General features: G+C 67.0%; 13 protein-coding genes. 5 read left to right on the forward strand and 8 right to left on the reverse strand.

Annotated features, from left to right (window positions below; translation table 11 throughout):
- Positions 1-24 precede the first annotated feature (24 nt).
- Positions 25-1,281 (forward strand): phosphoribosylamine--glycine ligase, encoded by a 1,257-nt coding sequence (gene purD, locus LZ686_RS04180; RefSeq protein ID WP_349547072.1) that lies wholly within the window; start codon positions 25-27, stop codon positions 1,279-1,281.
- Between the two features lie 63 nt (positions 1,282-1,344).
- Here the strand turns inward: purD and LZ686_RS04185 are convergent, their stop codons facing one another.
- Entirely contained in the window at positions 1,345-2,364 is a 1,020-nt protein-coding gene (locus LZ686_RS04185; RefSeq protein WP_045982951.1) for a ribose-phosphate pyrophosphokinase, read from the reverse strand.
- 84 nt (positions 2,365-2,448) lie between these two features.
- Here LZ686_RS04185 and LZ686_RS04190 point away from each other — a divergent pair, with 84 nt between their 5' ends.
- A complete protein-coding gene (locus LZ686_RS04190) occupies positions 2,449-3,045 on the forward strand; it encodes a 2-hydroxychromene-2-carboxylate isomerase (RefSeq protein WP_045982952.1) in 597 nt (198 codons plus the stop codon).
- Positions 3,042-3,818: an alpha/beta fold hydrolase gene (locus LZ686_RS04195; RefSeq protein ID WP_349547073.1), complete on the forward strand. Its 777-nt coding sequence runs from the start codon at positions 3,042-3,044 to the stop codon at positions 3,816-3,818. The genes LZ686_RS04190 and LZ686_RS04195 overlap by 4 nt, the downstream gene beginning before the upstream one ends.
- On the opposite strand, the gene LZ686_RS04200 is transcribed toward LZ686_RS04195, so the two are convergent.
- The 7 genes from LZ686_RS04200 to LZ686_RS04230 all read right to left on the reverse strand — a co-directional run bounded on the left by LZ686_RS04200 (position 3,815) and on the right by LZ686_RS04230 (position 10,202).
- On the reverse strand, positions 3,815-4,162 hold the full coding sequence (locus LZ686_RS04200) for an H-type lectin domain-containing protein (protein ID WP_045982954.1): 348 nt from the start codon (positions 4,160-4,162) through the stop codon (positions 3,815-3,817). The genes LZ686_RS04195 and LZ686_RS04200 overlap by 4 nt on opposite strands.
- Positions 4,163-4,264: 102 nt before the next feature.
- A complete protein-coding gene (locus tag LZ686_RS04205) occupies positions 4,265-4,714 on the reverse strand; it encodes a F0F1 ATP synthase subunit epsilon (RefSeq protein ID WP_045982955.1) in 450 nt (149 codons plus the stop codon).
- A gap of 9 nt (positions 4,715-4,723) precedes the next feature.
- Entirely contained in the window at positions 4,724-6,148 is a 1,425-nt protein-coding gene (atpD, locus tag LZ686_RS04210) for a F0F1 ATP synthase subunit beta (RefSeq protein ID WP_045982956.1), read from the reverse strand.
- A gap of 21 nt (positions 6,149-6,169) precedes the next feature.
- Positions 6,170-7,042: a F0F1 ATP synthase subunit gamma gene (locus LZ686_RS04215; RefSeq protein WP_349547075.1), complete on the reverse strand. Its 873-nt coding sequence runs from the start codon at positions 7,040-7,042 to the stop codon at positions 6,170-6,172.
- A gap of 11 nt (positions 7,043-7,053) precedes the next feature.
- Positions 7,054-8,589: a F0F1 ATP synthase subunit alpha gene (gene atpA, locus LZ686_RS04220; protein ID WP_045982958.1), complete on the reverse strand. Its 1,536-nt coding sequence runs from the start codon at positions 8,587-8,589 to the stop codon at positions 7,054-7,056.
- Positions 8,589-9,155 (reverse strand): F0F1 ATP synthase subunit delta, encoded by a 567-nt coding sequence (locus LZ686_RS04225; protein WP_045982959.1) that lies wholly within the window; start codon positions 9,153-9,155, stop codon positions 8,589-8,591. The genes atpA and LZ686_RS04225 overlap by 1 nt, the downstream gene beginning before the upstream one ends.
- A gap of 114 nt (positions 9,156-9,269) precedes the next feature.
- On the reverse strand, positions 9,270-10,202 hold the full coding sequence (locus LZ686_RS04230) for a methyltransferase domain-containing protein (RefSeq protein ID WP_349547076.1): 933 nt from the start codon (positions 10,200-10,202) through the stop codon (positions 9,270-9,272).
- 57 nt (positions 10,203-10,259) lie between these two features.
- On the opposite strand from LZ686_RS04230, the gene gloB reads away from it, so the two are divergent.
- A complete protein-coding gene (gene gloB, locus LZ686_RS04235; protein WP_349547077.1) occupies positions 10,260-11,006 on the forward strand; it encodes a hydroxyacylglutathione hydrolase in 747 nt (248 codons plus the stop codon).
- Between the two features lie 216 nt (positions 11,007-11,222).
- The gene (gene clpA, locus LZ686_RS04240; RefSeq protein WP_127899013.1) at positions 11,223-13,547 is read left to right on the forward strand and encodes an ATP-dependent Clp protease ATP-binding subunit ClpA; all 2,325 of its coding nucleotides are present in this window, start codon (positions 11,223-11,225) and stop codon (positions 13,545-13,547) included.
- Positions 13,548-13,570: the final 23 nt, after the last annotated feature.

Here is a 13,570-nt window from a genome sequence, read left to right on the forward strand (position 1 = left end):
CAAGGTCAAGCGAAAGGGCGGCAGATGAATATCCTGATCCTGGGCGGCGGCGGGCGCGAACATGCGCTGGCCTGGGCGATCCGGCAGAACCCGAAATGCGACCGCCTGATCGTGGCGCCGGGCAATGCGGGCATCGCGGGCGTCGCCGAATGCGCCGATCTAGACGTGCTGTCCCGCGCCGATGTGCTGGAATTCGCCCAAGGCAACGCCATCGACTTCGTCATCGTCGGCCCCGAGGCGCCCCTGGCCGCGGGCGTGTCCGACGCGCTGCGGGACGCGGGCTTCCTGGTCTTCGGCCCGTCCCAGGCCGCGGCCCAGCTGGAGGCCTCCAAGACCTTCACCAAGGAGATCTGCGACGCCTGCGCCGCCCCCACCGCGGCCTGGGCGCGCTTTACCGATGCCGCCGCCGCGCGCGATTACGTGACCGCCCAGGGCGCGCCCATCGTGGTCAAGGCCGACGGGCTGGCCGCCGGCAAGGGCGTTACCGTGGCCGAGACGTTGGACCAGGCCCATGCCGCCATCGACGACATCTTCGACGGGGCGTTCGGCGACATGTCCGTCGTCATCGAGGAGTTCATGGACGGAGAGGAGGCCAGCTTCTTCATCCTGTCCGACGGCACCGACTGCCTGGCCATCGGCACCGCCCAGGACCACAAGCGCGTGGGCGATGGCGATACCGGCCCGAATACTGGCGGCATGGGCGCCTACAGCCCCGCCCCGGTGCTGACGCAGGCGATCCAGGACCAGGTGATGGCGCGCATCGTGCGCCCGACCATCGCGGAAATGGCCCGGCGCGGCATGCCCTTCCAGGGGGTGCTCTATGCCGGGCTGATGATCGCGGACGGACAGGCGCGGCTGGTCGAATACAACGTCCGCTTCGGCGACCCGGAATGCCAGGTGCTGATGATGCGGCTTGGCGGGCAGGTGCTGGACCTGCTGCTGGCCTGCGCCGAGGGGCGGCTGGCCCAAACCCCCGTGACCTGGGCCGACGATCACGCCCTGACGGTGGTCATGGCGGCCCAGGGATATCCCGGCAGCTATGCCAAGGGGACCGTCATCGGCGGCCTGCAGGCCCTGCCCGAAACCAGCTTTCAGATGACCTTTCACGCGGGCACGGCCGACCGCGATGGCGCGGTTGTCGCCACCGGAGGGCGCGTGCTGGCCTGCACCGGGCGCGGCGCGACCCTGGCCGAGGCGCATCAGCGCGCCTATGCGCTGGTCGACGCGATCGACTGGCCGCAGGGCTTCTGCCGCCGCGACATCGGCTGGCGCGCGCTGTGAACCCATGACAAAGGGCCGGCCCCGCGACGGGGCCGGCCCTTGGACGCCGTCGGGACGATCCGGTCAGATCGGCGAATACAGCCCTTCGTAGATCGGCAGAAGGGTGTCCGTCTCGAACAGGCTGCTGACCGAGGTGCCGTTCCAGATATTCAAAATCGCCTGCGTGAACATCGGTGCGGTAGGCACGATGCGGATGTTGGGCGCGTTCCTGACCGCATCGGTGGGCTGGATCGAATCGGTGATGACCAGCGATTTCATCACCGAATTGGTGACCCGCTCGACCGCCGGGCCAGAAAGGACGCCGTGGGTGATGTAGGCATGGACCTCGGTCGCGCCGTTGTCGGTCAGCACCTGCGCCGCCTTGACCAGCGTGCCGGCGGTGTCGCAGATGTCGTCCACGATAATGCAGGCCTTGCCCGCCACGTCACCGATCACGGTCATCTCGGCGATCTCTCCGGCCTTCTCGCGGCGCTTGTCGACGATGGACAGGGGCGCACCGATCCGGGTGGCCAGTTCGCGGGCCCGGGCCACACCGCCGACGTCGGGCGACACGACCATCAGGTCGTTCATCCGCCCCTTGAAGTGATGCTGCACGTCCAGCGCAAAGACCGGCGCCGCATAGAGGTTGTCCACCGGCACGTCGAAGAAGCCCTGGATCTGGGCCGCGTGCAGGTCCAGCGTCAGGACGCGGTCCACGCCCGCCTCGGTCAGCAGGTTCGCGACCAGCTTGGCGCTGATCGGGGTGCGGGCCTTGGCGCGGCGGTCCTGGCGGGCATAGCCGAAATAGGGAATCACCGCCGTGATGCGCGCGGCCGACGACCGGCGCAGCGCGTCGGTCATGATCAGCAGCTCCATCAGGTTGTCGTTGGCCGGGTTCGACGTGGGCTGGATGATGTACATGTCCTCGCCGCGGACGTTCTCGTAGACCTCGACGAAGATCTCCTGGTCGTTGAAGCGTTCGACGCGGGCGTCCAGCAGGTTGACGCTCATGCCGCGATGCAGGGACATGCGCCGCGCGATGGACTGGGCCAGCGGTCGGTTGGCGTTTCCGGAAATCAGCTTGGGTTCGGTCATGACGGGCATGGGGCGGGCCTTTGGCGGTTGCGTCAGATTGCGGTTGCCTTAGCACCGGGCTAGCCTGCGGGCAAACCCGGAAAGGACAAGGCCATGGCCCATATCGACTATTATCTGGGGACGATCAGCCCCTGGTGCTATCTTGCCGGCGACCGCCTGGAACAGATCGCCGCCCGGCACGGTGCGCAGATCACCTACAAGCCCCTGGACCTGCTGCAACTGTTCGACCGGACCGGCGGGGTGCGCCCGGCGCAGCGCCATGCCAGCCGGATGGACTACCGCAACCAGGAACTGCCCCGGTGGGCCGACCATCTGGACATGCCCCTGAACCTCAAGCCCGCGCATTGGCCGGTGAACATGGCGCCGTCGTCCTATGCCATCATCGCCGCGCAGGCGGCGGGGGGCGATGCCGGCGCGCTGGTCCAGGGCTTTCTGCGGGCGGTCTGGGCCGAGGAACGCGACATCAGCGACGACGCGGTGATCCGCGACATCCTGGGCGCCAACGGGTTCGACCCGTCCCTAGCCGACACGGGCCTCTTCGTGGGCGCCGAGACCTATGGCCGCAACCTGGAACAGGCGGTGGCCGCCGGGGCCTTCGGCGCCCCCTTCTATGTCGTGCGCGAGACCAATCAGCGGTTCTGGGGCCAGGACCGGCTGGACTTTCTGGACCGCCATCTGGCCGCGCTATGAGCGGACTGCACCTGCGGCACTGGCCGGGCGATCAGGATCGCCCGGCACTGGCGCTGCATTGCATGATGGGCAGCGGGTCGGCCTGGGGTCCGATCGCGCGGCTGCTGGAAGGGCGCGTCGATCTGCGGGGCTTCGACATGCCGGGCCACGGGCGCAGCGACGACTGGCAGCCCCAGCCCGACGGCCCCGACTATCACACCGCGGTCACGCGTCTGGCCGCGGCGATGATCGACAGGCCGCTGGACCTGATTGGTCACAGCTTCGGCGCGACCGTGGCGCTGCGCATCGCGGTCGCGGCGCCCGATGCCGTGCGCAGCCTGACCCTGATCGAACCGGTGCTGTTCGCCGCCTGCCCAGACCCGGCCCAGGACGCGCTGGATGCCCGCATGGCCGACCTTCTGGACCAGGGCCAGGACGACCAGGCCATGGCGGCCTTCCTGTCGGTCTGGGGCGCGCAGGACCCCGACCGCCTGCCCCCCGAGGCCCGCGCCCAGATGGTGCGCCAGATCGGGCTGGTGGCCGGGACCGGCGACGCGCTTCGCCATGACAGCGCACGCATCCTGCGCGAGGGCGGGTTGGAGCAGGTCGACGCCCCGGTGCTGCTGGTCCAGGGGGCCGACAGCCCGGCGGTGATCGGCGGCATCATCGACGCGCTGGCGGGCCGGTTGCCCGATGTCGGGCGCGCCACGATCCCCGGTGCCGGCCACATGGCGCCCCTGACCCATCCGGAACAGGTCGCGGGACTGATCGGGGTCAACCTGGACCGCGCCTAGAGGATGAAGTCCTGTTCGTCGGGCACAGCCCCGATGGCCATCCACTCCACCCGCATCCGCGCGATGCGGGTGTCACCCCAGGTGCGGAAGAGGATGTCGAACCCCGTCAGGGTCACGTTCTCGACCTGCAGGTCGCCGCGCTGATTGCGATCGCTGTCCAGGTCCCACATCCCGACGCCAAGATGCACGACAGGCGGCGCCACGAAGCGGTCGCCGAACTCGACACGCTGGCGGTGCGACCGATCGCCCGTCTCGGTCCACATCGGCCCCTGCGTGTCGAAATCAGAGACCATCGTGACTGCACCGCGTGCGATCCCGATCTCGTGGGTTGCAAATCGTATCATCCGGTCCTTCCCGTCACCCGCGCGGCGATGCTAGCGGCGGCCAGGGTGAAAAAAAAGCCCCGGCAGTGCCGGGGCCTTTCAAGATGTCGATGGTCGGACGGATCAGTCCGGAACCGTCGACTGATTGGGGTCCAGCCCGATATGGGTGCCAAGCGCCTGCATGTCGCCCAGAAGCTTGACGGCGGCGGTCACGACCTCTTCGCCGACATGTTCGCGCCGATCCTTGGCGCTGCGATGGGCGCGGTGGGCGTCCTTCATCATGTCGTTGTAGACGTCCTGCGTGATCTCCTCGCGCGGGTGTCCGCGTTCGGCCAGCAGGCTGACGCTGTCCTGGTTGATCTCGGCAAAGCCGCCGGTGACGGCGAATTCGCTGGTGGTGCCGTCGGCACCCACCAGGATCACCATGCCCGGACGCAGGGTCACGATCGTGGGCGCATGGCCGGGCATGGCGGTCAGATCGCCATCGCTGCCCGGCAGGCGCACCTCGCGCACGGGAACGGAGGCGAGGCTCCGTTCCGGCGACACGAGGTCGAACTGCATGGTATCGGCCATTCTGCCCCCTTACGCCGCTTCTGCGGCCAGACGCTCTGCCTTGGCCTTCACGTCGTCAATGTCGCCGACCATGTAGAAGGCCGATTCCGGCAGGTGGTCGTACTCACCCGCGACGACCGCCTTGAACGAGGCGATGGTCTTCTCCAGCGGCACCTGGACGCCGTCGGAACCGGTGAAGACCTTGGCGACGTCGAAGGGCTGCGACAGGAAGCGCTGGATCTTGCGCGCACGGGTCACGGTCAGCTTGTCCTCTTCGGACAGTTCGTCCATGCCCAGGATCGCGATGATGTCCTGCAGCGACTTGTACTTCTGCAGGATGCCCTGCACATCGCGCGCCACCTGATAGTGCTCCTCGCCGACGACGGCGGGGTCCAAAATGCGGCTGTTGGAGTCCAGCGGGTCCACGGCCGGGTAGATGCCCAGTTCCGAGATCGCGCGCGACAGAACCGTCGTGGCGTCCAGGTGGGCGAAGGTCGTGGCGGGCGCCGGGTCGGTAAGGTCGTCGGCCGGGACGTAGACGGCCTGGATCGAGGTGATCGAGCCGTTCTTGGTCGAGGTGATGCGTTCCTGCATCGCGCCCATGTCGGTGGCCAGCGTCGGCTGATAGCCCACGGCGGACGGGATGCGGCCCAGCAGAGCCGACACTTCGGACCCGGCCTGGGTAAAGCGGAAGATGTTGTCCACGAAGAACAGCACGTCCGTGCCCGACGCGTCGCGGAACTGCTCCGCCAGGGTCAGGCCGGTCAGGGCGACGCGCATGCGGGCGCCCGGCGGCTCGTTCATCTGGCCATAGACCAGGGCCACTTTCGAATCGACCAGGTTGTCGGGAACGATGACGCCCGATTCGACCATCTCGTGGTACAGGTCGTTGCCCTCGCGGGTGCGCTCACCCACGCCGGCGAACACCGAATAGCCCGAGTGCACCTTGGCGATGTTGTTGATCAGTTCCATGATCAGAACCGTCTTGCCCACACCGGCGCCGCCGAACAGGCCGATCTTGCCGCCCTTGGAATAGGGGGCCAGCAGGTCGATGACCTTGATGCCGGTCACCAGGATCTCCGAGCTGGTCGCCTGTGCGGCGAAGTCGGGGGCGGCCTGATGGATGGCGCGGGTCTCGCTGGTGGCCAGGGCTTCGCCCTCGTCCACGGGCTCGCCCACGACGTTCAGGATGCGGCCCAGGGTCACGTCGCCCACGGGCACCATGATCGGGTTGCCGGTGTCGGTCACGACCTCGCCGCGGACCAGACCTTCGGTCGCGTCCATGGCGATGGTGCGGACGGTGTTCTCGCCCAGATGCTGGGCAACTTCCAGCACCAGCGTCTTGCCGTTGTTTTGGGTTACCAGCGCGTTCAGAATCGCGGGAAGCCGGTCCTCGAACTGCACGTCAACGACGGCGCCGATCACCTGCGTAATTTTACCAGTGGCCTCTGCCATGTTGTCACCTTTGCTTTACGGTCAGAGCGCCTCGGCGCCCGCAATGATTTCGATCAGCTCCGTGGTGATCGCAGCCTGACGCGAGCGGTTGTACTGCGTCGTCAGCCTGTCGATCATGTCGCCCGCGTTGCGCGTGGCGTTGTCCATGGCACTCATCCGCGCGCCCTGCTCGGACGCCGCATTCTCCAGAAGCGCCGCAAAGATCTGCGTGGCCACCGAACGGGGCAGCAGATCGGCCAGCAGTTCTTCCTCGCCCGGTTCGTAGTCGTAGAGGGCGTTCGTCTCGGACGCGCCCTCGGGGACTTCGGCGGGGATGATCTGGCGCGCGGTCGGAACCTGGCTGATCACCGATTCGAACCGGTTGTAGAAGATCGTCGCCACGTCGAAATCGCCGGTGTCGAAGCGGGTCAGCACCTCGTCGGCGATGGCACGGGCCGTGTCATAGCCCATGCGCTTGACCTCGGAGAGGTCGACATGGTGCACGAACAGGCTGCCATAGTCGCGCTTGAGCTGCTCGCGGCCCTTCTTGCCGACGGTCAGGATCGCGACGTCCTTGCCCTCGGCGCGCAGCCGGTCGGCGTGCTGGCGGGCCAGACGCACGATCGAGCTATTGAAGCCGCCGGCCAAGCCGCGTTCCGCCGTCATCACGACCAGCAGATGACGCTTGTCGTCGCCCGTTCCGGCCAGCAGGCGGGGCGCGCCGGACTGGCCTGCCGCATTCGCTTTCAGGCCGGCCATGACGGCCGCCATGCGGTCGGCATAGGGACGCGCGGCTTCCGCCGCGTCCTGCGCCCGGCGCAGTTTTGCGGCGGCGACCATCTGCATCGCCTTGGTGATCTTCCGCGTGTTCTTGACGCTTCCGATCCGGTTCTTGAGATCCTTGAGACTGGGCATCTATTCCCCCCTCAGGCGCGGGTGCGGTTGTATTCGTCCAGCGCCGCCTTGATCGAGGCTTCCAGCTCGCCGCTGACCTTGCGGTCGTTGCGGGTCATGTCGTCCAGCAGGTCGGACTTCTGGCCGCGCAGGAAGTGGATCAGACCGTCTTCCCAGGCAACGACGTCGCGCACAGGCACGTTGTCGATATAGCCCTTGGTGCCGGCATAGATCACGATGACGATCTCGGCGTTGGTCAGGGGACGGTACTGCGGCTGCTTCATCAGCTCGGTCAGGCGCGAACCGCGGTTCAGCAGGCGCTGCGTCGCGGCGTCCAGATCCGAACCGAACTGGGCGAAGGCTGCCATCTCGCGGTACTGCGCCAGTTCCAGCTTGACCGGACCAGCGACGGATTTCATCGCCTTGGTCTGGGCGGCCGAACCCACGCGGCTGACCGACAGACCGGTGTTCACGGCAGGGCGGACGCCCTGGAAGAACAGTTCGGTCTCCAGGAAGATCTGGCCGTCGGTGATCGAGATCACGTTGGTCGGGATATAGGCCGACACGTCGCCCGCCTGCGTCTCGATGATCGGCAGCGCGGTCAGCGAGCCCGAGCCGTTGGCCTCGTTCAGCTTGGCCGAACGCTCCAGCAGACGCGAGTGCAGATAGAAGACGTCGCCCGGATAGGCTTCGCGTCCGGGCGGACGGCGCAGCAGCAGCGACATCTGGCGATAGGCCACGGCCTGCTTGGACAGGTCGTCATAGATGATCAGCGCGTCCATGCCGTTGTCGCGGAAGTATTCGCCGATCGCGGTGCCCGAATAGGGCGCCAGGAACTGCATCGGCGCCGGGTCGGACGCGGTCGCGGCCACCACGGTGGTGTAGGCCATGGCGCCGGTTTCTTCCAGCTTCTTGACCAGCTGGGCCACGGTCGAGCGCTTCTGGCCGACGGCGACATAGATGCAGTGCAGGGTCTTCATGCCCTCGGCCTCGCGGCCGTTGTAGCTCATCTGGTTCAGGATCGTGTCCAGCGCGATCGCGGTCTTGCCGGTTTGACGGTCGCCGATGATCAGCTCGCGCTGGCCGCGGCCGACGGGGATCATGGCGTCGACCGACTTCAGGCCGGTCGCCATCGGCTCGTGGACCGACTTGCGCGGCATGATGCCGGGGGCCTTCATGTCGGCGATGCGGCGCTCGGTCGTCTCGATCGGGCCCTTGCCGTCGATCGGGTTGCCAAGGCCGTCCACGACGCGACCCAGCAGGGCCTTGCCGACAGGAACGTCCACGATCGAGCGCGTGCGCTTGACGGTGTCGCCTTCCTTGATCGAGCGGTCGTCGCCGAAGATCACGATACCGACGTTGTCGGTCTCGAGGTTCAGCACCATGCCGCGGATTCCGCCGGGGAACTCGACCATCTCGCCGGCCTGGACCTTGTCCAGACCATAGACGCGCGCGATGCCGTCACCGACGGACAGGACCTGACCAACTTCGGCAACTTCGGCGTCCTGGCCGAAGTTCTTGATCTGCTCCTTGAGGATCGCCGAAATTTCGGCAGCCTGGATTCCCATTATCCGACCTCTTTCATGACATTCTGCAGGGAAGCGAGCTTCGAGCGGACCGAACTGTCGATCATCTGCGAGCCCAACTTGACAATCATGCCGCCGATGAGGGTCTCATCGACGCGCGTGTTCAGCTTGACCGTCTTGCCGGATTTCTCGGCCAGGGTCTGTTTCAGGCGGTCCATCTGCGCATCGGTCAGCGCGATGGCGCTGGTGACGTCGGCGGTGACCTCGCCCCGCTCCGTAGCGATTAGCTCCGCCAGGCGGGCGGTCAGCTGCGGCAGCACGAACAGGCGGCGATTCTTCGCCATCAGCTGCAGCGTGTTGGCCAGCACCGGCGACAGGCCCATGCGGGTTGACAGCGCGCCGATCGCGGCCGCCTGCTGGTCACGGGAATAGATCGGGCTGGCGATCAGGTCGCGCAGCTCGGCGCTGTCGTGCAGGGCGGCGTTCAGATCGTCGGTCTGGGTGGCCAGGGCGTCCATGCCCCCGCTTTCCTTCGCGATCTCGAAGACGGCCTGCGCATAGCGTCCGGCGATGCTCTGGGAGATGGAAACAGAGTTGGCCACGGTCATCCTTTACGGTTTGCGCAAACCCCGCTGGCGGGCCGGGCTGCTGCCTGGTCTGTCGCGGGGTGCGGGTCGCGGTCGCGCGGCTGATGGAAGGTCGCGCGCAAATCTGGGGCGTCTCTAGCAGGTGATTTGACGCCCGGCAACCGTCCAGGGCCCTGAAACGCGGGCCTTTGCGACAAACGGCGCAGGATCGACGAAACCCCACGGGGACAGCGCTAACACCCCGCATCCCGGGCCCGCGCACCGTGCGGCAGGATGTCGCATCAGGGGCCGGTTTAAGTCGATTTCGCGGGCCGTCGGGGCGGCTTGCGGACGCGGACGGGCCACTCCGTCCAGGATCTCCAGCGGACTGGGCACATGGATTCGCACCCCGGGGCCGACCGGCGCGCGGGCATGCTTGGACAGTTCGACCATGATGACGCCGGCGATCAGCACCCGGCTGATCCGCGCGCCGGTGCGTTCCCAGAACTGGGCGCTGCGCAGCCAGAATCGCCGGTCCGAGGGCGGGATGTAGATGGCGCTGCCATGCCAATCGGGCTGGAACCCCGCGCGGCGCATCTGCGCCTCGATCTGACCGGTGGTGTAGGACCGCCCAAAGCCGAAGGGCGTGCGGTCCGATGCGGCCCACAGGCCCGCCCGGTTCGGCACCATCAGCATCATCCGCCCGCCGGGACCCAGGCAGCGCCATGCCTCGGTCAGCAGTTCGCGGGGATGCTCGCTGGTCTCCAGCCCGTGCAGCATCACCAACCGGTCCAGGCTGCCGGTCTGGATGGGCCAGGCGGTCTCATCGCACAGGACGGCATGGTTGGGCATGCCCGCGGGCCAGCCCATCACCCCCTGCGGGCCGGGCATCAGCGCGGTCACCCGCCGCGCGGTCGGCAGATAGGGCCGCAGCATCGGCGCTGCGAACCCGAACCCCGCCACGGTCATGCCGCTGCTGCGCGCAGGGTCCCACCGCGCCGTCAGCCGGTCGCGCAGGATCCGCTGGACCACGCGCCCCAACGCCCGCTGGTAATAGAACCGTCGCAGCTGGTCGATGTCGTGGTGCATTGCGCGCAGGTCCCGGTTTTGACAGGCTCAGGTGAACACATGGTCAAGGATTTGCCAATGCCGCTGGAACTGGTCACGCTGCGCTGTCTCAAGGACAACTATGCCTATCTGCTGCATTCCGACGCGGGCACCGTTCTGATCGACGCCCCCGAGGCCATGCCGGTCCTGACCGAGCTGGAGGCGCGGGGCTGGGGGCTGGACGCGATCCTGCTGACCCATCACCACGACGACCACATCCAGGCCGTGCCGGAGATCGTCGCCGCCACCGGTGCCCGGGTCATCGGGGCCGCCGCCGATGCGCATCGCCTGCCGCCGCTGGACGTCAGCGTCGTGCCAGGAGAGCCGCTGGAGGTTCTGGGCGAACCCGTCCACGTGATCGACGTGTCGGGCCATACCGTGGGCCACGTGGCGTTTCATTTTCCGGACAGTGCGATGGCCTTCACCGCCGACAGCCTGATGGCCCTGGGCTGCGGTCGCCTGTTCGAGGGCGACCCCGCGATGATGTGGGACAGCCTGTCGCGGCTGAACGCCCTGCCCGGCGACACGCTGATCTGTTCGGGGCACGACTATTGCACGGGCAACGGCGCCTTTGCCCTGTCGGTCGATCCCGACAACGCGGCGCTGCAGGACCGCTTGTCAGCCATCGCCGAAGCGCGCATCCCTTGCGCCCCCGCCACGCTGGAGGTGGAGCGCGCCACGAACCCCTTCCTGCGCGCCGCCGCGCTGGCACCGGCGCTTGGGATGGCGGAGGCGGACGACGCGCAGGTCTTTGCCCGCCTCCGCCGGATGAAGGACGATTTCTGAGGCCTGCGGCATCGGCGCGCGGGGGCGTGCCGGCCCCGCGCTTGAAATGCGGGCTTTGCGACATCACATCTGCCTCAAGCGTGGGAAAATCGTGGCACCTGTCTGAAAAATCACTTGAAGCCGAACGAAATCCACCAAATCTTAACCCTACCGTGACAGTCTGGGCAGGTGGGCCGCGAACAGCCCATACCGCCAGCCGACTGACAGGAGACGACCGTGCCAAGTTTCTCGACCTCCCTGGAACAGGCCATTCACCAGGCGCTTGCGCTGGCGAACGAACATCGACACGAGCTTGCGACGCTGGAACACCTGTTGCTGGCGCTGACCGAGGAGCCCGATGCGGTCAAGGTCATGCGCGCCTGCAACGTGGACCTCGAGGATCTGCGCAAGACGCTGGTCGATTTCATCGAGGATGACCTGTCGACCCTGATCACCGACGTCGAAGGTTCGGAGGCCGTGCCCACGGCCGCGTTCCAGCGCGTCATCCAGCGCGCGGCGATCCACGTGCAAAGCTCGGGCCGGCAGGAGGTCACCGGCGCGAACGTGCTGGTCGCGATCTTTGCCGAGCGCGAATCGAATGCGGCCTTCTTCCTGCAGGAGATGGACATGACCCGTTACGACGCGGTCAACTTCATCGCCCATGGCGTGGCCAAGAACCCGTCCTTCAACGAGCCCCGCAAGGTGGTCGGATCGGAGGAGCCGGTCGAGCAGAGCAAGGCCGAGGCCGCCCCCGACCCCAAGGACGAGACCGCGCTTGGCAAGTACTGCGTCGATCTGAACGTCAAATCCAAGAAGGGCGACGTGGACCCGTTGATCGGACGCGAATCCGAGGTCGAGCGGGCCATTCAGGTCCTGTGCCGCCGGCGCAAGAACAATCCGCTGCTGGTGGGTGATCCGGGCGTGGGCAAGACCGCCATCGCCGAGGGGCTGGCGCTGAAGATCACCCGCGGCGAGACCCCCGAGGTCCTGGCCGGTGCGACGATCTTCTCGCTGGACATGGGCGCGCTGCTGGCCGGCACACGCTATCGCGGCGACTTCGAGGAGCGGCTGAAGGCCGTCGTCAAGGAACTGGAGGCGCATCCCGACGCCATCCTGTTCATCGACGAGATCCACACCGTGATCGGTGCGGGCGCGACCTCGGGCGGGGCGATGGATGCGTCGAACCTGCTGAAACCCGCGTTGGCGGGCGGCAAGCTGCGCTGCATGGGCTCGACGACCTACAAGGAGTATCGCCAGCACTTCGAGAAGGACCGCGCGCTGAGCCGCCGGTTCCAGAAGATCGACGTGAACGAGCCTTCGGTGCCGGACACCATCAAAATCCTGATGGGTCTGAAGCCGCATTTCGAGGCGCATCACGACCTGCGCTATACCAATGACGCGATCAAGTCGGCGGTGGAGCTGGCGGCACGCTACATCAACGACCGCAAGCTGCCCGACAGCGCGATCGACGTCATCGACGAGGCCGGTGCCGCCCAGCATTTGGTCAGCGAGAGCAAGCGCCGCAAGACGATCAGCCCCAAGGAGATCGAGGCCGTCGTGGCCAAGATCGCCCGCATCCCGCCCAAGAACGTCAGCAAGAACGACGCAGAGGTCCTGCGCGATCTGGATGCCGGTCTGAAGCGCGTCGTGTTTGGCCAGGACAACGCCATCGAGATGCTGTCCAGCGCCATCAAGCTGGCCCGTGCGGGCCTGCGCGAGCCCGAGAAGCCCATCGGCAACTACCTGTTCGCGGGCCCGACCGGTGTCGGCAAGACCGAGGTGGCCAAGCAGCTGGCCTCCAGCCTGGGGGTCGAGCTGATCCGCTTCGACATGTCGGAGTACATGGAGAAGCATGCCGTCAGCCGCCTGATCGGCGCGCCTCCGGGCTATGTCGGCTTCGACCAGGGCGGCCTGCTGACCGACGGCGTGGATCAGCACCCGCATTGCGTGCTGCTGCTGGACGAGATCGAGAAGGCGCATCCGGATGTGTTCAACATCCTGCTGCAGATCATGGATGCGGGTCGCCTGACCGACCATAACGGGCGGACCGTCGATTTCCGCAACGTGATCCTGATCATGACCTCGAATGCGGGCGCCGCGGATCAGGCCAAGGCCGCGATCGGCTTCGGCCGCGACCGGCGCGAGGGCGAGGACACGGCCGCGATCGAGCGGACCTTCACGCCCGAGTTCCGCAACCGTCTGGACGCGATCATCAGCTTCGCACCGCTGTCGCGCGACGTCGTGGTCCACGTCGTTGAGAAGTTCGTGCTGCAACTGGAAGCGCAGCTGATGGACCGCAATGTCCATATCGAGCTGACCCCCGAGGCTGCAAACTGGCTGGCCGAAAAGGGATACGACGACCGCATGGGCGCCCGCCCCCTGGGCCGCGTGATCCAGGAAAGCATCAAGAAGCCCCTGGCCGAGGAACTGCTGTTCGGCCGCCTGACCAAGGGCGGCGTGGTGCGCGTCAAGATCGAGGACGACAAGCCGGCCTTCGACATCACCGGCCCCGATGCCCCACGGATCGGCAAGTCCAAGACACCCTTGCTGACTGCTGAATAAGCGCGAAAGGCCCCGCCACCACG

The organism is Paracoccus sp. NFXS7 (genome assembly GCF_040148865.1).
GTDB classification, from domain to species: domain Bacteria; phylum Pseudomonadota; class Alphaproteobacteria; order Rhodobacterales; family Rhodobacteraceae; genus Paracoccus; species Paracoccus marcusii.

What these genes read in the sequence shown, in the direction of transcription:
- atpD (WP_045982956.1), bottom strand. Translation starts at nt 6,148, where the DNA reads ATGGCAGAGGCCACTGGTAAAATTACGCAGGTGATCGGCGCCGTCGTT.
- LZ686_RS04205 (WP_045982955.1), bottom strand. Translation starts at nt 4,714, where the DNA reads ATGGCCGATACCATGCAGTTCGACCTCGTGTCGCCGGAACGGAGCCTC.
- LZ686_RS04190 (WP_045982952.1), top strand. Translation starts at nt 2,449, where the DNA reads ATGGCCCATATCGACTATTATCTGGGGACGATCAGCCCCTGGTGCTAT.
- gloB (WP_349547077.1), top strand. Translation starts at nt 10,260, where the DNA reads ATGCCGCTGGAACTGGTCACGCTGCGCTGTCTCAAGGACAACTATGCC.
- LZ686_RS04200 (WP_045982954.1), bottom strand. Translation starts at nt 4,162, where the DNA reads ATGATACGATTTGCAACCCACGAGATCGGGATCGCACGCGGTGCAGTC.
- atpA (WP_045982958.1), bottom strand. Translation starts at nt 8,589, where the DNA reads ATGGGAATCCAGGCTGCCGAAATTTCGGCGATCCTCAAGGAGCAGATC.
- LZ686_RS04185 (WP_045982951.1), bottom strand. Translation starts at nt 2,364, where the DNA reads ATGCCCGTCATGACCGAACCCAAGCTGATTTCCGGAAACGCCAACCGA.
- LZ686_RS04225 (WP_045982959.1), bottom strand. Translation starts at nt 9,155, where the DNA reads ATGACCGTGGCCAACTCTGTTTCCATCTCCCAGAGCATCGCCGGACGC.
- LZ686_RS04195 (WP_349547073.1), top strand. Translation starts at nt 3,042, where the DNA reads ATGAGCGGACTGCACCTGCGGCACTGGCCGGGCGATCAGGATCGCCCG.
- purD (WP_349547072.1), top strand. Translation starts at nt 25, where the DNA reads ATGAATATCCTGATCCTGGGCGGCGGCGGGCGCGAACATGCGCTGGCC.
- LZ686_RS04215 (WP_349547075.1), bottom strand. Translation starts at nt 7,042, where the DNA reads ATGCCCAGTCTCAAGGATCTCAAGAACCGGATCGGAAGCGTCAAGAAC.
- LZ686_RS04230 (WP_349547076.1), bottom strand. Translation starts at nt 10,202, where the DNA reads ATGCACCACGACATCGACCAGCTGCGACGGTTCTATTACCAGCGGGCG.